Here is an 18,742-nt window from a genome sequence, read left to right as displayed (position 1 = left end):
AATAGGCTGCCCTGGGGTGACCCCGTGCATCGCTTGACTCAGGTCAAGGACATGTCCGGGGCGGTGCAGCACATTCGGGGTGCAAGCCAAGGATATTTTGCCCATGACCGCCGTCTCGCCCGATCTTCTGCACCGTTTTGACGTGCCAGGGCCACGCTATACCTCCTATCCGACGGCCGACCGTTTTGTCGAAGCCTTTGGTCAGGAGGACTATGTCCTGGCGCTGCAGGAGCGCCGCTCGGGCGCCCTGGCCAAGGCGCTGCCGTTGTCCCTGTACGTGCACATCCCTTTTTGCGCGTCGTTGTGCTACTACTGCGCGTGCAACAAGATCATCACCCGGCGGCACGATCGCGCCGAGGTCTATTTGCGCTACCTGGGCCGCGAGATCGATCTGCACACGGCGCACTGCGGCGTCGGGCAGGCGGTAAGCCAGCTGCATCTGGGGGGAGGCACGCCCACGTTCCTTTCGGACGCGGGACTGCAGGAGCTCATGCGCATGCTGCGGCGCAGCTTCAGCCTCGCGCCGGGCGGCGAGTACTCGATCGAAGTCGATCCGCGCACCGTCGATGCCGGGCGGCTGGCCTTGCTCGCGCAGCTGGGTTTCAACCGGCTGAGTCTGGGCGTGCAGGATTTCGATCCCCAGGTGCAGAAGGCGGTGCACCGCGTGCAGCCTGCGGAGCAGGTTTTTGCGCTGCGCGAGTCCGCGCGCGCGCTGGGCTTCGACTCGATGAACGTGGACCTGATCTACGGCTTGCCGCACCAGACGCCGCAGTCGTTCGAACGCACGCTGGCGCAGGTCACGCAGCTGCGCTCGGAGCGCATCGCGCTGTATGCGTACGCGCACCTGCCCGAGCGCTTCAAGTCGCAGCGGCGCATTCCTTTGGCGGCGCTGCCGAGCGCGTCGGACAGGGTGCTGATGCTCGCGCGCGCGCTCGAGGCATTCACGGACGCCGGCTATGTGTACGTCGGCATGGACCACTTTGCCCTGCCCTCGGACGCCCTGGCCGTGGCCAAGCGCCAGGGGCGCCTGCACCGCAATTTTCAGGGCTACAGCACGCGGCCGGAGTGCGACCTGGTCGGCCTGGGGGTCTCGGCGATTGGCCGGGTGGGCGCGACCTACAGCCAGAACGCGAAGACGCTCGCCGAGTACTGCGATTTTCTCGACCAGGGCCGTCTGCCGGTGGTGCGCGGCCTGGCGCTCACGCGCGACGACCTGGTGCGGCGCGCCGCCATCATGGCGCTGATGTGCCAGGGCAAGCTGCTGTTCGAGCCCATGGAGCAGGCCTGGTTGATCGACTTCCGGCAGTATTTCGCCGCCGAGCTCGCGCAGCTCGAAGACATGGCGCAGCAGGGCCTGCTGCGCGTGGGTGCCGAGGGCATCGAAGTCAGTCCCACGGGCTGGTTCCTTGTGCGCGCGATCGCCATGGTTTTTGACCGCTACCTGCAGGCGGATCGCAACCGGGCGCGGTTCTCGCGCATCATCTGAGTTTTTTCATGTCCACGACGCTTGCCTGGACGGCCTTGCTCATGGGACTCGTGGGCGGGCCGCATTGTCTTGCCATGTGCTCGGCGCCCTGCGCGGCGCTGACCGGCGGTGCGCGCGTGCCCGCGCCGCTGCCTGGGGTCCCCGTCGCCCGGGGGCACGCGGCCTGGCGCAGCGTGGCGTTCCACGCCGGCCGGCTCGCGGGCTACGCGGCCGCAGGCGCCCTGGCGGCGCTGGCCATGGACAGTCTGGCCTGGCTTACCCGCCAATCCGCGGCCCTGCGCCCGGCGTGGACCCTGGTGCATGTCGCCGTCATGGCCTGGGGGCTGTTGCTGTTGCTGCAGTCGCGCCAGCCCGCGTGGGTGGAGCAGGCCGGGCGGGCCGTGTGGGCGCGGGTGCAGCCCCTGGTGAGGGCGCCGGGCGGTGTGCTCGTGGCCGGCGTTCTGTGGGCCCTGCTGCCGTGCGGGCTGCTGTATTCGGCCCTGTTGGTCGCGGCACTGAGCGGCACGCTGCTGCAAGGGGCGCTCAGCATGGCCTTGTTTGGCGTCGGCAGCGGCCTGTGGCTGGTGGCCGGCCCATGGATCTGGGGCCGGCTCAGAAACCGCCTCGATGCGGCCCGGACCGAGTGGGGAAGCCGGGTGGCGGGGGCGCTGCTGTGCGCGGTGGCAGCCTGGGCGCTCTGGGTGGACCTGCTCCACGCGCCGGCGCTCGGGTGCCGGTGAGCGCCGCGGGCCGGCGGGCTCAGGGGGTGGTATCCCGGCCGCCGAAGATTCCCGTGCCCACGCGCACCAGCGTGCTGCCGGCCTGGACCGCGGCCTCCAGATCGGCGGTCATTCCCAGGGAGAGGGTGTCGAAGTCTTCGAGCCCCGGCTCCGCGTTCCCGCGTATCTGGTCAAACAAGCGCTTGGCGCGCAGGTGCACGGCGCGCTGCGCTTCAAAATCAGGCGTGTGGTCGGGAATGCTCATGAGCCCGCGCACGCGCAGGCATGGCAGTTGCGCAACGGCGCGCACCAGATCCGGCGCGTCCGCCGGCGCCACGCCCGACTTGTTCGGATCCCCGTCCACGTTCACCTGAATGCAGACCTGAAGCGGCGGCAAATGCGCGGGGCGCTGGGCCGACAGACGCTCGGCAATCCGGAGCCGGTCCACGGTGTGCACCCAGTCGAAATGCTCGGCCACGGGCCGCGTCTTGTTGCTCTGGATCGGGCCGATGCAGTGCCATTGCAGCGCCGCACCGGGCAGGGCCGCGCGCAGGGCGGCGATCTTGGCCACGCCCTCCTGGATGTAGTTTTCGCCAAAGGCCCGCTGGCCGGCGGCCACGGCCTGCGCCAGCGCGTCGGCGCCGAAGGTTTTGGAGACGGCCAGCAGGGCGACGCTGGCCGGGTCGCGCCCGGCGGCTGCACATGCTTGCGAAAGTCTGCCGCGAACCTGTTGAAGCTTGTCGTAAATCGTGGTCATAATGGTTGCCAAGCCTAGCAAAGAAGATGGGCAACCAAAGCTCGGTGTTTTGCCCCGAAAATAGCAGCACAAGATGAAACGGCTGCTATTTGCGGGGCAGGACACTGGCCCAGGAGAATGAAGAGGGATACCGTGGACATTAGCCAACTGCTCGCTTTCAGCGTCAAGAACAAGGCATCCGACCTGCACCTTTCTGCGGGACTGCCGCCCATGATCCGGGTCCACGGCGACGTGCGGCGCATCAACGTCGAGCCCTTCGATCACAAGACCGTGCTCGCCATGGTGTCCGACGTCATGAGCGATTCCCAGCGCAAGACGTATGAGGAGTTTCTGGAGATCGACTTCTCGTTCGAGATCGAGGGCTTGGCGCGCTTTCGCGTCAACGCCTACAACCAGAACCGCGGCGCGGCCGCCGTGTTCCGCACGATTCCGAGCAAGATATTGTCGCTGGAACAGCTCAACGCGCCGAAAATCTTTGCCGACCTGGCCTTGAAGCCGCGTGGACTGGTGCTCGTGACCGGCCCCACGGGGTCGGGCAAGTCAACCACGCTGGCGGCGATGGTGAATTACCTCAACGAGACCGAGTACGGCCACATCCTCACGGTGGAAGACCCGATCGAGTTCGTGCACGAGCCCAAGAAATGCCTGATCAACCAGCGCGAAGTGGGCCCGATGACGCTATCGTTCGCGGCCGCGCTCAAGTCTGCGCTGCGCGAAGACCCGGACGCCATCCTCGTGGGCGAGATGCGCGACCTGGAAACCATCCGCCTGGCGATGACGGCCGCCGAAACGGGCCACCTGGTGTTCGGCACGCTGCACACCTCGAGCGCGGCCAAGACCATCGACCGGATCATCGACGTGTTCCCTTCCGAAGAAAAGGAGATGGTGCGCGCGATGCTCTCCGAATCGCTGCAGGCCGTGGTCTCGCAAACGCTGTGCAAGACCAAGGATGGCGCGGGCCGTGTGGCCGCGCACGAAATCATGCTGGGCACCAGCGCCATCCGCAACCTGATCCGCGAGGCCAAGGTGGCGCAGATGTACTCCGCCATACAGACCGGCAACGGCGTGGGCATGCAGACGCTGGACCAGAACCTGACCGACCTCGTGCGCCGCAACATCATCAGCCCGACCGAGGCGCGCAGCAAGGCCAAGATTCCCGAAAACTTCTCGGGCTGATACGCGCACAGCGCATACCGGAGCCACTCTGATGGAACGCGACCAGGCGAGCAAATTCATCAACGACCTGCTCAAGCTGATGCTCAGTCGCAATGGCAGCGACCTGTTCATCACCGCAGAGTTTCCGCCGGCGATCAAGGTGGACGGCAAGATGACCAAGGTCTCGCCGCAGCCCCTGACCCCGAACCACACGCTCACGCTGGCTCGCTCCATCATGAGCGACAAGCAGGTGGCCGATTTCGAGCGCAGCAAGGAGTGCAACTTCGCCATCTCGCCCGCAGGCATCGGGCGCTTTCGGGTGAGCGCCTTCATCCAGCAGGGCCGGGTCGGCATGGTGCTGCGCACGATCCCGCTCATGCCGCCGACCATAGACGCCCTGGGAATGCCGCAGGTGCTCAAGGAAGTGGTCATGCACAAGCGCGGGCTGTGCATCCTGGTGGGCGCCACGGGAATGGGCAAATCCACCACGCTGGCGGCCATGGTGGACTGGCGCAACGAGCACTCGTTTGGCCACATCATCACGGTGGAGGACCCGATCGAGTTCGTGCACCCGCACAAGAACTGCATGCTGACGCAAAGGGAAGTGGGTCTGGACACCGACAACTGGTCAGTCGCCATGAAGAACATGCTGCGCCAGGCGCCCGACGTGATCCTGATGGGAGAGATCCGCGACCGGGAGGCCATGGAGCACGCGGTGGCCTTCTCCGAAACCGGGCATCTGTGCCTGGCCACCCTGCACGCGAACAATGCCAACCAGGCGCTGGACCGGATCATCCACTTCGTCCCCGAAGACTCGCGCACCCAGCTGTTGATGGATCTGTCGTTGAACCTGCGCGCCATGGTGTCGCAGCGCCTGATCCCGCGACAGGACGGCAGGGGGCGCACCGCCGTGGTCGAGGTGATGCTGAACACGCCGCTGATCTCCAACCTGATCTTCCGGGGCGAAGTCGCCGAGATCAAGGAAATCATGAAGAAGAACCGCAACCTCGGAATGCAGACCTTCGACCAGGCGCTGTTCGATGCGTATGAGCAGAACGTGATCAGCTACGAGGACGCGCTGCGCAACGCCGACTCGGTGAATGACCTGCGCCTGCAGATCAAACTCAACAGCCAGCGCGCCAGGTCCCCCGACCTGGCCGCCGGCACCGAACACCTGGGGATCGTCTGACCCCGCTGCCCACCACCCCGCAGCGCGGTCCCTTTCCCCTTCCCCTTTCTCATTTTTCCCCGCAACGGACCTGTATTCATGCCAAGCACCAACCCGCGCAACTACGACGCCACGCCCTCGCGCAAGACCGCCTTCCTGGGACTGGGCGTCATGGGCCATCCCATGGCCGGCCACCTGGCGCTGGCGGGCCATGCGGTCACCGTCTACAACCGCACCGCGGAAAAATCCGCAGCCTGGTGCGCCGAATACGCCGCCACCCAGACCGTGATCCATGCGCCCACGCCGCGCGCGGCGGCGGCGGGCGCGGACATCGTTTTCTGCTGCGTGGGCAACGACGACGACCTGCGCAGCGTCACCCTGGGTGCCGACGGCGCGTTTGCCGGAATGCGGCCCGGGGCGGTCTTCGTGGACCACACCACGGCGTCCGCCGAAGTCGCGCGCGCGCTCTGCGCGACGGCCCGGCAACAGGGTCTGGAGTTTCTGGACGCGCCCGTATCGGGCGGCCAGGCGGGCGCACAGAACGGCCTGCTGACGGTGATGTGCGGCGGCGACGCCGCGGCCTTCGACACCGTCCGGCCCGTGGCCATGGCTTTCTCGCGCGCCTGCACGCTGCTGGGCGCGAGCGGCTCGGGCCAGTTGGCGAAGATGGTGAACCAGATCTGCATCGCCGGGCTGGTGCAGGCCCTGTCCGAGGCCCTGGCCTTCGGTCGCAACGCCGGGCTGGACATGCAACAGGTGTTGCAAGTCATCGGCCAAGGCGCCGCGCAGAGCTGGCAGATGGACAACCGCGGCCAGACCATGGTCGATGGCCGGTTCGACTTCGGCTTTGCCGTGGACTGGATGCGCAAGGACCTGGGCCTGGTGCTCGACGAGGCCCGGCGCAATGGCTCGCGCGTCCCGGTGACGGCGCTGGTGGACCAGTTCTACGCCGACGTCCAGAAGATGGGCGGCGGCCGCCGGGACACGTCGAGCCTGATCCAGCGGCTGGGCTGATTTCCCGGCGGGGATGGATCTCAGCTGCCGGTGGGCGCCGTGCCGTTGCCCTTGTCCACCGGCAAGGGCTGGGGCGCGATGCGCTGCAGCTCTTCTTCCGAAATGATCTCGAACACGCGCACCACCTTGCTCACGCCGCCCACGCCCCGGGTGATCTCGGTCGCGCGTTGCGCCTCGCGCGACGATACGCGGCCCATCAGGTAGACGACGCCGCGCTCGGTCACCACCTTGAAGGCATTCGCCGTGATGTCCTTGGCGTCCACGAAGCTGGCGCGCACCTTGCCCGTGGTGAGGGTGTCGGTAGAGCGCTGGCCCAGCGTGCTGCCGGGCATGATGGCCAGGTCGTTCACCACCGAGCGCACGTTCTCCACCGCGGACACGATGCGTTCGGCGTTCTGGCGGTCCTGCGCGCTGGCGACCTCGCCGGTGAGCAGCGCCTGGCGGTTGAAGCTGGTGATGTTCACATGCGCGCTCTCGCCCAGGGCCTGGCGCAGGCGGCTCGCCGCGCGCAGTTCGATTCCTTCGTCTTCGATTTGCGTTCCGGTGGTGCGGCGGTCGAGCGCCATCACGCTGCCGACCACGGCGCCTCCGACGATCAACGGCGCGCAGGCCGACAGCGATGCGGCCAACGCTGCAAGGGCCAGCACGGTGCATGCGCTGCGGTGGATACGGTTCATGGTTTGCTTCATCATGGGAGAGTCTCCTGTTCACCAAGTAATTGCGTGTCCACACCGTCGCACAAACAGTGCAGCACGAGGGAATGGACTTCGCGCACGCGCGCCGCGCGATCGTGCGGCACGTTGATCAATACGTCGGTTTCGCGCAGCATGGCCGCGAGCCTGCCGCCGCTGCAACCGGTCAGCAGCAGCACGCCCATGCCACGCTCCTGCGCCGCTTCGGCGGCCGTGAGCAGGTTGGCGTCGTTGCCCGTGACCGATAAGACCAGCAGCACGTCGCCCGCCTGGCCCAGGGCCCGCACCTGGCGGGCAAACTGTTGCGCCGCAGCGTTGCCGCTCGCCGCGGCGGTGAGCAGGGTGCTGTCGCAGGTCAGGGCCACGGCAGCCAGCTCGGGCCGCTCGCGCTCGAAGCCGGCGACGCAAAAGGCGGCAAATTGCTGGGCCTCGGCGGCCGATGCGCCGTTGCCGCAGGCCAATACCTTGCCGCCGCTGGTCACGCAGGCCAGGATGGCTTGCACGGCGGCGGCGATGGGACGGCTCAGGGCTTGCGCGGCTTGGTACTTCAGGTCCGCGCTGTCGATGAAATGTTGTTGGATGCGTTGCAACTGCTCTGGCATGGCAAGCGATGATACCCGTTGCCGGTTGCGGCCGTGCGCTCAGCTGCGGCCATGCGCACTCGTCTGGCGCGCGGCGGGCGGACTCGGCGGCGCTGCGGGCAGCACGCGCAGCGCGCCTTGCGCGGCCAGCTTGTCACGCATGCGACGCGTCATGGACTGCGTGCTGGCGTCGGGCGCGGTAAACAGGAACAGCGTCGCTTGCGCGCTGGCCCAGGTGAGCTGGGTGCGCACCATGCGGCCGTGGGTCATGATCTCCACCCAGGCGCCGACCACGAAGCCGGCCAGCGGGTCGGGCGCCGGCTTTGCGCTGGCTGCTGGTGCGGCTTCCTCCACCTTAACCTCAACCAGGTGCGGTGGCTCCAACTGCCCGGTCGGGGCCACGCCCTCCATGGTTTCCAACGCCAGGTCCAGCGGATCGCCGGTCGGGCCGGGTTGCGGACTCGCCGCTGCGGCCACGGGCGGCACGGCTGGCGCCGACCCGTCATCCGCGAACAGCGGGTGCGGGATGTCCAGGCTGAGCAGCGCTTCCTCGGCCGCTGCCGCAGCCTGCCCGGGGCCGCGGCCAGGGCTACCGGGGCCAGGCACCGGATGGCCGCCGCCCGCGCCGCCGCGCACACTGCCCGACGGCGTTGCGATGAGCATGTAGCTCACGGGTTGCACGCCCTGTTGGGACAGGCTCCGGGCGACCTTTTGGTATTCCTCGGCGAGCAGCCTGCCGAGCGGGGGGCACATCTGCTGGATCCATATCTGGCGGACTTCGCCGGACACGCCGGTCGCGTCCACCACCTGCTGCAGGGCGCGGATGTAGTTTTCCGGCCGCAGCGGATTGCGCTCGGGCTGCACACTGTGCAGGCCCTGCGCCGAACTGATCAGCGTGTCGAGCTCGCTGAGCTCCTCGTCGGTGGCGCGCAGGACGGATTGCCGGGCCTTGGAAAACTCCACCTGCGCCTGTATGACGTCCTCGCCCACGAGGGAGAGCTCGTCCAGGTCCGGCGCGCTGTCTTCGACCGCCGTCCGGTTCTTCGCGCCGGACGGGTTCTGGGCGCAGATTTCCGCCAGGGCCCGGGGGTAGCCCCCGACCAAGTCGGCCTCGTGCCGGTTCAGCAGGCGCAGGCTGTCATCGAGCAGGTCGCGTTGGCGGATATCGCGGTTCTGGGGCGCGTCGGCCGCCAGGACCTCTTGCGCGACCCTGAGCAGCTCCCGCACCAGGGCATCGCTCGCGCGCATGGCGTCGGCAATGCAGGCTTGGAAAGCGCTCATCGGACGCGTCGCAGTCTGGAACATAGGGGGCCCCAAGGATATCGGGAGCCACCCACCCATGGCAAGACCATCCCGGGGCTTTTTCCATTTCCCATGGCGCTGCGCCCCTGCCCACGCGGCGCATGCAACGGGCCTGGGGCTCTCCTGCGGGAGGGGTTTTACCCCAGGGCCTTGAAGCGCATGCGCCGGGGCTTTGCGCCCTCCTCGCCCAGGCGTTTCTTCTTGTCCGCCTCGTACTCCTGGTAATTGCCGTTGAAGAAGGTCCACTGGCTGTCGCCTTCGGCGGCCAGGATGTGCGTGGCGATGCGGTCGAGGAACCAGCGGTCGTGGCTGATGACCAGCACGCTGCCGGCGTATTCGAGCAGCGCGTCTTCGAGCGCGCGCAGGGTTTCCACGTCCAGGTCGTTCGAGGGCTCGTCGAGCAGCAGCACGTTGCCGCCCGCGATCAGCGTCTTCGCCAGGTGCAGGCGCCCGCGTTCGCCGCCCGAGAGCAGGCCGACCTTTTTCTGCTGGTCTGCGCCGTTGAAGTTGAACCGGCCTGCGTAGGCGCGGCTGGCCAGGGTGAACTTGCCGATGTTGATCATGTCCAGGCCGCCCGAGATGTCTTCCCAGACGGTCTTGTCGTTCGACAGCGCGTCGCGGTGCTGATCGACAAAGGCCATCTTCACCGTGGAGCCGATGACGACGCTGCCGCTGTCGGGCTGCTCGCGGCCCGCGATGAGCTTGAACAGCGTGGACTTGCCGGCCCCGTTCGGGCCGATGATTCCGACGATGGCGCCGGCGGGGATGCTCATGGACAGCTCGTCGATGAGCACGCGCTCGCCAAATGACTTGCTGACCTTGTGGAACTCGATCACCTGCGAGCCCAGGCGCTCGGCCACGGGGATGAAGATTTCCTGCGTTTCGTTGCGCTTTTGGTATTCGTGGTCGCTCAGCTCCTCGAAGCGGGCGATGCGCGCCTTGCTCTTGGCCTGGCGGCCCTTGGCGTTCTGGCGCACCCATTCCAGCTCCTTTTTCAGGGCCTTGGCGCGGGCCTCCTCGCCCTTTTGTTCGGACTCCAGGCGCGCCTGCTTTTGCTCCAGCCAACTGCTGTAGTTGCCCTTGTACGGGTGGCCGTGGCCCCGGTCGAGCTCCAGAATCCACTCGGCGGCGTTGTCCAGGAAGTAGCGGTCGTGGGTGATGGCCACCACGGTGCCGGGGAAGCGGTGCAGGAACTGCTCCAGCCAGTCCACCGATTCCGCGTCCAGGTGGTTCGTGGGTTCGTCGAGCAGCAGCATGTCGGGCTTGGACAGCAGCAGGCGGCATAGCGCGACGCGGCGCTTTTCACCGCCCGAGAGCACGCCCACCCGGGCGTCCCAGGGGGGCAGGCGCAGCGCGTCGGCGGCGATTTCGAGCTGGTGCTCGGAATCGGTTCCGGCGCTGGCGATGACGGCCTCCAGGCGCGCCTGCTCGGCGGCCAGCGCGTCGAAGTCGGCGTCGGGCTCGGCGTAGGCGGCGTACACCGCTTCGAGTTTGGCCTTCGCGGCAAACACTTCGCCCAGCGCTTCCTGCACGCTCTCGCGCACGCTGTGCCCGGGGTCGAGCTGCGGCTCCTGGGGCAGGTAGCCAATCCGGATCCCGGGCATGGGGATGGCTTCGCCCTCGATCTCCTTGTCCACGCCGGCCATGATTTTGAGCAGGGTCGATTTGCCCGATCCGTTCAGGCCGAGCACGCCGATCTTGGCGCCGGGAAAGAAGCTCAGCGAGATGTCCTTGAGGATCTGCCGCTTGGGCGGCACGGTCTTGGAGACACGATTCATCGAATAAACGTATTGGGCCATGGGGGTCTCGTTGCAAAAATGGGCGGCAAATCGCGCGTGCAAATTGCGCGTGCAAACCCGCAATTATCGGACCATGCGACAATACGCATCTGCGGCGGGCTCCAGTTGCCTGTCGCATCAGCACGCTGCTGGGGACCAAGGAAGCAGATTCCGGGCTCCCACCAAAACCCCATCGACCTGAGACTGGCTCGTCAACCCACCGGTTGTCACGACAGGCCGATACCCGGCGTCCCGGACGGGCGCATCCAAAACCATGACATTCGACGAACTGAACCTGGCTCCCGCCATCCTCAAGGCCGTACACGAAACCGGCTACGAAACCCCCACCCCCATACAAGCGCAGGCCATCCCTGCCGTTCTGCAGGGCCACGACCTTCTGGCCGGTGCGCAGACCGGCACCGGCAAGACCGCCGCGTTCACCCTGCCCATACTGCACCGCCTGTCGCTGAGCGCCGCGCCGCGCAACAAGTTTGGCGGCAAGGGGATCCGCGCCCTGGTGCTGACCCCCACGCGCGAGCTCGCCGCGCAGGTCGAGGAATCCGTGCGCGAGTACGGCAAGTACCTGGACATCGACTCCACCGTGGTCTTCGGCGGCGTGGGGATGAACCCCCAGATCGAGCGCATGAAGCGCGGGGTGGACATCCTGGTCGCGACCCCCGGCCGCCTGCTGGACTTGCAGCAGCAGGGCTTCGTGGACCTGTCTGCCGTGCAGGTGCTGGTGCTCGACGAGGCGGACCGCATGCTCGACATGGGCTTCATCCACGACGTGAAGAAGCTGCTCGCGCTGGTGCCCCGGCAGCGGCAGAGCCTGCTGTTCTCGGCCACCTTCAGCGACGAGATCCGCGAGCTGGCCAGCGGCCTGCTGAAGGACCCGCAAAGCATTCAGGTCACGCCGCGCAACACCACCGTGCAGCGCATCGCGCAGGTGATCCACCCCGTGGGCCGGGGCAGGAAGAAGCAGGTGCTGCTGCACATCATCGAGCAGAACCAATGGAGCCAGGTGCTGGTGTTCACGCGCACCAAGTTCGGCGCGAACAACGTCGCCGAATTCCTGAGCAAGAACGGCGTGCAGGCCATGGCCCTGCACGGCAACAAGAGCCAGGGCGCGCGCACCCAGGCGCTCTCCGGCTTCAAGAGCGGCACGCTGCGCGCGCTGGTGGCCACGGACATCGCGGCGCGCGGGATCGACATCGACGAGTTGCCGCACGTCGTGAACTATGAAATCCCCAACCTCCCGGAAGACTACGTGCACCGCATCGGCCGCACGGGCCGCGCCGGCGCCACGGGCCAGGCCGTGAGCCTGGTCTGCATGGACGAGGAGGGCTTCATGATGGCCATCGAGCGCTTTACCGGGCAGCAGATTCCCGTGCAGCTCATCGAGGGCTTTGGCCCCGAGCCGGGCGAGAAGGCCGAGCCGATTGCCATGGGTCGCCAGACCATCTGGGGCGGCGCGGGCCGGCCACCGAGCCGCGAGGTGATGCAGGCCGCGGCCAAGGCGGCGCGCAGCGAAATGCTCGAACGCATGCGCAACAACAAGACGGACCAGGGGGCTGACCAGGGCGAGCGCCGCCCGCGCCAGGCCGCCGGCGCTGCGAACCGTGGCGGGGGTGGGGGTGGGGGTGGCGGTGGCCGCGGTGCGCGCAGCGGCGCCGGCGCGCGGGGCACGGCGCCCGCGGCCCGCGGCCCGCGCCCACAGGGCAGCGGCCGCCATGACGACGCGCAGCCCGCGCGCCCGAACGCCCACCTGGGAACGCACGGCGGCGGGCATGCGAACCCGGTCCACCGCGGCGCAGGCCATGCGGGTGGCGCGGCGCAGCCCGACCCGATGCGCACCAGCGTGGACAGCATGGCGGATCGCGGTCGCCGGGGCGGCGGCGCTTATCGCAACGCCGCAGGTGGTGGCCATGGCGGCGGCGGCGCGGGTGGCGGCCGGGGCGGCGGCCTGCGCGGGCCCGGCGGTCCGCGCTTCAACCGCTGATACCGGGAGCGCACCCGCCCGCGCGGATCACGCGCGGCGGGAAATCCGGTGCCTGTTTCGGCGCACTGCATAATTAATGCGCGCACGCAGCCCGCCCCCCGGGGCCGGGGGCGGCGTCCACATTGCGCCAGACAGGAGACATGCAGCCATGGCCCAGAACGTGCTCGCCGTTTACCCCGGGACCTTCGACCCCATCACGCTGGGCCATGAAGACGTGGTGCGCAGGGCCACCCAGCTGTTTGCGCGCGTGATCGTGGCCGTGGCGGCGGGCCACCACAAGAAGACCCTGTTCAGCCTGGACGAGCGCATCGACATGGTCCGCGACGCAGTCAGGCACTACCCCCAGGTGCAGGTGGAGAGCTTCTCCGGCCTGCTGCGCGATTTCGTGGTGTCGCGCGGCGGCAAGGCCATGGTGCGCGGCCTGCGCGCCGTCACCGACTTCGACTACGAGTTCCAGCTCGCGGGAATGAACCGCAGCCTGATGCCCCAGGTGGAGACCGTGTTCCTCACCCCCGGAGACAAGTACCAATTCATCAGCAGCACCTTCGTGCGTGAGATCGCCATGCTCGGCGGCGAGGTGCACAAGTTCGTATCGTCCACGGTGAAGGACCGGCTGGCGCTGAAGGTGAGCCGCCTGGCCCCTCCGGTCTGAAGTGCGCGCGCGTCGGCCGGCGCCCGGTCAGGTCAGGATCTGCAACTGCCGGGTGATGTCCGCCGCTTGCGCGCGCAGGGCCTGGAGCATCGGCCCGACCTCGGGCAGGGACGGGCGGTACAGGGGCCGCAGGAGGGTCACGTTGAACGGGATCGAGAACGCGAGGCGGCGCAGCACGAGCTGCCCGCCGGCGGCGGCCAGCGCCGTCACCGGGTTCACGATGGCCAAGCCCAGACCCTGTTGCACCATGGCGCACACGGCCGCCGCGCTGTGCGTCTCGACGCGCAGGCTGCGCACCACGCCGGCAGCCGCAAAGTGCGCGTCGATCAGGCCCCGGTAAGGGTCTTCGGAGGACAGACTGACGAAGGACTCGTGGGCAAAATCCGCCAGTTCGATCCTGGCCTTGCACGCCAGCGGATGCTGCGCGGGCAGCACGGCGACCTCGTCGAGCGTGAGCAGCCGCTCGGCGCGCGTGCCCGGCGGGACGGTGACGTGCTCGGACAGCCCCAGGTCGAAGCGCTGCGCGCTCATCCATTCTTCGAGCAGGGGCGGCTCCTGCGGCGTGATCGACAGGCGCGCATGCGGGCTCTCGTGCAGCAGCCGCGCCACTGCGCCCGGCAGCAGGGCATGCGCCAGCGCGGGCAGGCAGAGCACCGACAACTGCACGGCGTTCGGGCGACTCAGCGTGAGCGCGTGCTCGACGACGCGCTCCAGCCCCGTCCAGGAGCGCTGCACCTCGTCCCACAGCGTCAGCGCGCGCGCGGTGGGGCGCAGGCGGCCCTGTATGCGATCGAACAGCGCGTAACCGAGCAGAAATTCCAGCCGCGCGAGTTCCCGGCTCACGGTGGGCTGCGAGCTGTACAGCAGATCGGCCGCGTTCGTGGCGCCACCCGCCACCATCAGCGCGCGAAAGACTTCGATATGTCGGTGGGTGATGCGTGCGGCAGGGGGCTGCGCCCGGGTGTGCGTGTTGATGTTGTTGTTGTCGTCCGTCATACCCCGGAGCATATCCGTGGTGCATGGACGATCGAACGACAGGCATTCGCCTGCGGGCCATGGCGCGGGCATGATCGGGCCCTCGACAGCTTCCCGCGCAGTCCCACCATGCCCCATCCCTTCCCGCCCGCCCGGTTGCGTGCCCTGGCCGACCGCTTCGGCACCCCCTTGTGGGTGTACGACGCGGCCACGATGCGCCAGCGCATCGCGCAGCTGTCGTGCTTTGACACCATCCGCTTTGCGCAAAAAGCCTGCTCCAACATCCACGTCCTCGGGCTCATGCGCGCGCAGGGCGTGCGGGTTGACGCGGTCTCGCGCGGCGAGATCCTGCGCGCGCTGGCGGCAGGCTTTCGGGCCGGGGGCGATCCCGCGGACATCGTTTTCACCGCCGACCTGTTCGACGCCGCCACGCTCGACTGCGTGCTCGAACACGGCGTCCCCGTGAACGCGGGATCGATCGACATGCTGCACCAGCTCGGCGCGCGCGCGCCCGGCCATGGCGTGTGGCTGCGCATCAATCCCGGCTTTGGCCATGGCCACAGCAACAAGACGAACACCGGCGGCGAGCACAGCAAGCACGGCATCTGGCATGCCGAGCTGCCCGCCGCGCTGGCCGCCGTCGGGCAGCATGGCCTGAAGCTCGTGGGCCTGCACATGCATATCGGCTCGGGCGTGGACTACGGCCACCTGGCCCAGGTCTGCGGCGCCATGCTGGAGCGGGTGCGCACCGTGCATGCGGCCGGGCATGGGCTGCACGCCATCTCGGCGGGCGGTGGCCTGTCCACGCCCTACCGCAGCGCCGACCCGGTGCTGGACACGCAGCACTACCACAGCCTCTGGGACGCCACGCGCCGGCAGGCCGAGGCCATCGTCGGCCACGCGCTGGGGCTGGAGATCGAGCCGGGCCGCTACCTGGTGGCCGAGGCGGGCGTTCTGCTTTGCGAGGTGCGCGCGACGAAGAACGCGGGCAGCCAGCATTTCGTGCTGGTGGACGCGGGCTTCAACGAGCTCATGCGGCCCGCGATGTACGGCAGCTACCACGCCATGAGCCTGCTGCGCCGCGACGCCGCGGACGCTGGCGCCCTGCGTCCCAGCGTGGTCGCGGGCCCGCTGTGCGAATCGGGCGACGTGTTCACGCAGGACGAGGGCGGCGTGGTGCTGCCGCGCGAGCTGCCCGCGGCCCGGGTGGGCGACCTGCTGGTGATCCATGACACGGGGGCCTACGGCGCGAGCATGTCCTCGAACTACAACACGCGCCCCCTGATCGCCGAGGTGCTGGTCGATGGCGCGCAGGTCCGGCCCATCCGCCGCCGCCAGACGGTGGACGAACTGCTGGCGCTGGAGAGGGGGCTCTGAGGCGCTGAGAAAGGTGCGCGCGCCCCATGGTGGTGCGCAAAATCTGGCACGGGCCTTGCACGACGAGGGCGAGGGCCTGGCAGTGCAACGGCGCACAAAGGGCCTGTATGGACGAAGGCGTCCCCGCATGCGGCATCGGGCATCCGAAGCCGCATCGCGTGGACGCCTTTCTTGTTTTGCGCAGCGCGCAGGCGATTGACAAGCGACGGAGGCCCGATGAAGAAACCCAAGCTGGTGCTCGTGGGAAACGGCATGGCCGGTGTGCGCACGCTCGAGGAACTGCTCAAGGTGGCTCCCGATCTGTACGACATCACGGTGTTCGGCGCCGAGCCGCACCCGAACTACAACCGCATCCTGCTGTCGCCGGTGCTCGCGGGCGAGCAGAGCATCGACGAGATCATCCTCAACGACTGGTCGTGGTACGCCGGGCACGGCATCCGCCTGCACGCCGGCTGCACGGTGACCGAGGTGGACCGCGCGCGCCGCGTGGTGAGCGCGCGCAGCGACGCGGGCGAGGTGATCAGCGCCGGGTACGAGCGCCTCGTCCTGGCCACGGGGTCGCGGCCCTTCATGCTGCCCGTCCCCGGCAGCGGGCTCGAGGGCGTGCTGGCGTACCGCAACATTGCCGACACCCGGGCCATGATGGACGCGGCCGCGACCTACCGGCAGGCGGTGGTGATCGGCGGCGGCCTGCTCGGGCTGGAGGCGGCCAACGGCCTGATGAAGCGCGGCATGCAGGTCACCGTGGTGCACGCCAGCGACTGGCTCATGGAGCGCCAGCTCGATGGCGTCGCCGGCAGGATGCTGCAAGAGTCCTTGCAGGAGCGCGGCATGCGCTTTCTCATGGGCGCGCAGACGCAGGCGCTCGTCGGCGACGCACGTGGCGGTGGGGACGGGCCTGCCGGGCGGGTGCGCGCCGTGCGCTTCAAGGACGGCAGCGAGCTGCCCGCCGATCTGGTGGTGATGGCCGTCGGCATCCGCCCCGAAACGGCGCTCGCCGAGCGGATGCGCCTGCACGTGGAGCGCGGCATCGTGGTCAGCGACACGCTGCAGAGCACCACCGACGCGCGCGTCTACGCCGTGGGCGAATGCGCCGCGCACCGCGGCGTCGCTTACGGGCTGGTGGCCCCGCTGTTCGAGCAGGCGAAGGTGCTGGCGAACCACCTGGCCGAGTTCGGCATCGGCCGCTACCAGGGCTCGCAGACCTCGACCAAGCTCAAGGTCACGGGAATCGACCTGTTCTCTGCGGGCGACTTCCAGGGCGGAGCCGGAACCGAGGAAATCGTTCTCAGCGACCCCTGCGGCGGCGTGTACAAGAAGCTCGTGATCCGGGACGAGAAGCTCGTGGGCGCCTGCCTGTACGGCGACACGGTCGATGGCAGCTGGTACTTCAAGCTGCTGCGCGACGGCCGCGGCGTGGGCGCAATCCGCGACCGGCTCATGTTCGGCGAAACGCAGCTCGGCGACACCGGCCACCAGGGCCAGAGCCGGGCCGCCGCGCTGCAGGACGGCGACGAGGTCTGCGGCTGCAACGGCGTGACCAAGGGCAGCATCTGCAAGGCCATCCGGGACCAGGGCCTGTTCACGCTGGACGCGGTGCGCAAGCACACCAAGGCCAGCGCATCCTGCGGCTCGTGCACCGGGCTGGTCGAGCAGATCATCATGTTCACCGCCGGCGGCGACTACTCGGCAACGCCCGCGACCCAGGCCCTGTGCGGCTGCACCGAGCACGGCCACCAGGCGGTGCGCGACGCCATCCGCGCGAACCGGCTGCTGAGCATGGACAGCGTATTCAAGTTTCTGGAGTGGCGCACGCCCAACGGCTGCGCCAGCTGCCGCCCGGCCCTGAACTACTACCTCATCAGCACCTGGCCCAAGCAGGCGCGCGACGACCCGCAGAGCCGCGCCATCAACGAGCGCAGCCACGCCAACATCCAGAAGGACGGCAGCTACAGCGTGGTCCCGCGCATGTGGGGCGGCGAGACCACGGCCGACGAGCTGCGCCGCATCGCCGACGCGGTGGACAAGTACCGCATCCCCACGATCAAGGTCACGGGCGGCCAGCGCATCGACCTGCTGGGCGTGAAGAAGGAAGACCTGGTGAATGTCTGGAAGGACATCGGCATGCCCAGCGGCCACGCCTACGCCAAGGCCCTGCGCACGGTCAAGACCTGCGTGGGCAGCGAATGGTGCCGCATGGGAACGCAGGACAGCACCCGGATGGGCAAGGACCTGGAGCGCGCCATGTGGCGCATGTACGCCCCGCACAAGGTCAAGTTCGCCGTCTCCGGCTGCCCGCGCAACTGCGCCGAGGCCGGGATCAAGGACGTGGGAATCATCGGCGTCGAATCGGGCTGGGAGATGTACGTCGCCGGCAACGGCGGAATCAAGACCGAGGTCGCGCAGTTCCTCACCAAGCTCCAGACCGCCGAGGAGGTGCTCGAGTACACCGGGGCCTTTTGCGAGCTCTACCGCCAGGAGGGCTGGTACCTGGAGCGCAGCGTGCACTACGTGCGCCGCGTGGGCCTGGACTACGTGAAAAAGCGCATCCTGCAAGACCCCGCAGGCCGCAAGGCGCTGTGGCAGGAACTGCAGTTTGCGCTGGCCGACGAGCCCGACCCCTGGTTCGAGCCCGAAAAGGCCGCGCTGGACCTGCGCCAGTTCACCCCGTTGGGCGAGCCCGCGGCAGCCCAAGGACCCTGCGCATGAGCACCCACCCTCCCGCTGCCGCATGGCAGCTCGTCTGCCGCGTGCACGACATCCCCGTGCTCGGCGCGCGCCGCGTGGCGCGCGCCCGGGGGCTGGACGTGGCGCTCTTTCGCACCGACGCCGAAGGCGTTTTTGCGCTGCTCGACCATTGTCCGCACAAGGGCGGGCCCCTGAGCCAGGGAATCGTGTTCGGCACGCAGGTCGCCTGCCCCCTGCACAACTGGAGCATCGGCCTGTGCGACGGGCAGGCCGCGGCGCCCGACAAGGGCTGCACGCCGAAGTTCGCGGTGAAGGTGGATGACGGCGCGGTCTACCTCGACGCGCACGAGCTGGCGAACCTGGCGACCGAATTCACCCGGCCGCGGGCCGGTCCCGCGCGGTCCGCGGCCGCGGCATGAC

Annotated in this window: 16 protein-coding genes; 10 read left to right on the top strand and 6 right to left on the bottom strand. The window is 68.5% G+C overall.

Annotated features, from left to right (window positions below):
• Positions 1 to 103: 103 nt before the first annotated feature.
• Positions 104 to 1,486, top strand: a complete 1,383-nt coding sequence (gene hemN / locus D5041_RS01460) for an oxygen-independent coproporphyrinogen III oxidase (RefSeq protein WP_265258563.1) — start codon at positions 104 to 106, stop codon at positions 1,484 to 1,486.
• Between the two features lie 8 nt (positions 1,487 to 1,494).
• On the top strand, positions 1,495 to 2,205 hold the full coding sequence (locus D5041_RS01455; protein WP_265283699.1) for a sulfite exporter TauE/SafE family protein: 711 nt from the start codon (positions 1,495 to 1,497) through the stop codon (positions 2,203 to 2,205).
• 19 nt (positions 2,206 to 2,224) lie between these two features.
• Here D5041_RS01455 and D5041_RS01450 read toward each other — a convergent pair whose 3' ends face one another.
• On the bottom strand, positions 2,225 to 2,941 hold the full coding sequence (locus tag D5041_RS01450) for a YggS family pyridoxal phosphate-dependent enzyme (protein WP_265283697.1): 717 nt from the start codon (positions 2,939 to 2,941) through the stop codon (positions 2,225 to 2,227).
• A 132-nt stretch (positions 2,942 to 3,073) separates the two neighbouring features.
• Between D5041_RS01450 and D5041_RS01445 the strand changes: the two genes are divergently transcribed.
• The 3 genes from D5041_RS01445 (at position 3,074) to D5041_RS01435 (ending at position 6,278) form a co-directional block, all read left to right on the top strand.
• Positions 3,074 to 4,117: a type IV pilus twitching motility protein PilT gene (locus D5041_RS01445; RefSeq protein WP_010108284.1), complete on the top strand. Its 1,044-nt coding sequence runs from the start codon at positions 3,074 to 3,076 to the stop codon at positions 4,115 to 4,117.
• A 31-nt stretch (positions 4,118 to 4,148) separates the two neighbouring features.
• On the top strand, positions 4,149 to 5,285 hold the full coding sequence (locus tag D5041_RS01440) for a PilT/PilU family type 4a pilus ATPase (RefSeq protein WP_265258566.1): 1,137 nt from the start codon (positions 4,149 to 4,151) through the stop codon (positions 5,283 to 5,285).
• A gap of 78 nt (positions 5,286 to 5,363) precedes the next feature.
• Complete coding sequence (locus tag D5041_RS01435) at positions 5,364 to 6,278, top strand: NAD(P)-dependent oxidoreductase (RefSeq protein ID WP_010107987.1); 915 nt, start codon at positions 5,364 to 5,366, stop codon at positions 6,276 to 6,278.
• A gap of 20 nt (positions 6,279 to 6,298) precedes the next feature.
• Here the strand turns inward: D5041_RS01435 and D5041_RS01430 are convergent, their stop codons facing one another.
• From D5041_RS01430 to ettA, 4 genes are all read right to left on the bottom strand, one after another.
• Positions 6,299 to 6,970 (bottom strand): BON domain-containing protein, encoded by a 672-nt coding sequence (locus D5041_RS01430; RefSeq protein WP_265283696.1) that lies wholly within the window; start codon positions 6,968 to 6,970, stop codon positions 6,299 to 6,301.
• Positions 6,967 to 7,572 (bottom strand): SIS domain-containing protein, encoded by a 606-nt coding sequence (locus D5041_RS01425; protein ID WP_010107991.1) that lies wholly within the window; start codon positions 7,570 to 7,572, stop codon positions 6,967 to 6,969. Before D5041_RS01425 ends, D5041_RS01430 begins: the two co-directional genes overlap by 4 nt.
• 39 nt (positions 7,573 to 7,611) lie before the next feature.
• Entirely contained in the window at positions 7,612 to 8,832 is a 1,221-nt protein-coding gene (locus D5041_RS01420) for a DUF1631 family protein (protein ID WP_265283695.1), read from the bottom strand.
• A gap of 158 nt (positions 8,833 to 8,990) precedes the next feature.
• Entirely contained in the window at positions 8,991 to 10,652 is a 1,662-nt protein-coding gene (ettA, locus tag D5041_RS01415) for an energy-dependent translational throttle protein EttA (RefSeq protein WP_010107994.1), read from the bottom strand.
• 253 nt (positions 10,653 to 10,905) lie between these two features.
• Here ettA and D5041_RS01410 point away from each other — a divergent pair, with 253 nt between their 5' ends.
• Together D5041_RS01410 and coaD are read left to right on the top strand one after the other, a co-directional pair.
• On the top strand, positions 10,906 to 12,630 hold the full coding sequence (locus tag D5041_RS01410; RefSeq protein WP_265283694.1) for a DEAD/DEAH box helicase: 1,725 nt from the start codon (positions 10,906 to 10,908) through the stop codon (positions 12,628 to 12,630).
• 148 nt (positions 12,631 to 12,778) lie between these two features.
• Positions 12,779 to 13,282, top strand: a complete 504-nt coding sequence (gene coaD, locus D5041_RS01405; RefSeq protein ID WP_010106259.1) for a pantetheine-phosphate adenylyltransferase — start codon at positions 12,779 to 12,781, stop codon at positions 13,280 to 13,282.
• Between the two features lie 27 nt (positions 13,283 to 13,309).
• On the opposite strand, the gene D5041_RS01400 is transcribed toward coaD, so the two are convergent.
• A complete protein-coding gene (locus tag D5041_RS01400) occupies positions 13,310 to 14,278 on the bottom strand; it encodes a LysR family transcriptional regulator (protein ID WP_265258572.1) in 969 nt (322 codons plus the stop codon).
• A 108-nt stretch (positions 14,279 to 14,386) separates the two neighbouring features.
• Between D5041_RS01400 and lysA the strand changes: the two genes are divergently transcribed.
• The 3 genes from lysA to nirD all read left to right on the top strand — a co-directional run bounded on the left by lysA (position 14,387) and on the right by nirD (position 18,741).
• Positions 14,387 to 15,634 (top strand): diaminopimelate decarboxylase, encoded by a 1,248-nt coding sequence (gene lysA / locus D5041_RS01395; protein ID WP_265283693.1) that lies wholly within the window; start codon positions 14,387 to 14,389, stop codon positions 15,632 to 15,634.
• 216 nt (positions 15,635 to 15,850) lie between these two features.
• Positions 15,851 to 18,343 carry a nitrite reductase large subunit NirB gene (nirB, locus tag D5041_RS01390; RefSeq protein WP_265283692.1) on the top strand — a complete coding sequence of 831 codons (2,493 nt, stop codon included), beginning with the start codon at positions 15,851 to 15,853 and terminating at the stop codon, positions 18,341 to 18,343.
• On the top strand, positions 18,340 to 18,741 hold the full coding sequence (gene nirD / locus D5041_RS01385; protein WP_265283691.1) for a nitrite reductase small subunit NirD: 402 nt from the start codon (positions 18,340 to 18,342) through the stop codon (positions 18,739 to 18,741). Before nirB ends, nirD begins: the two co-directional genes overlap by 4 nt.
• The last annotated feature ends 1 nt before the right edge of the window (position 18,742 follow it).

It is taken from the genome of Verminephrobacter aporrectodeae subsp. tuberculatae (genome assembly GCF_026127385.1).
GTDB classification, from domain to species: domain Bacteria; phylum Pseudomonadota; class Gammaproteobacteria; order Burkholderiales; family Burkholderiaceae_C; genus Acidovorax; species Acidovorax aporrectodeae.
Note: the sequence above shows the minus strand (reverse complement) of the source record. Positions and strands in the feature narration are given on the sequence as shown.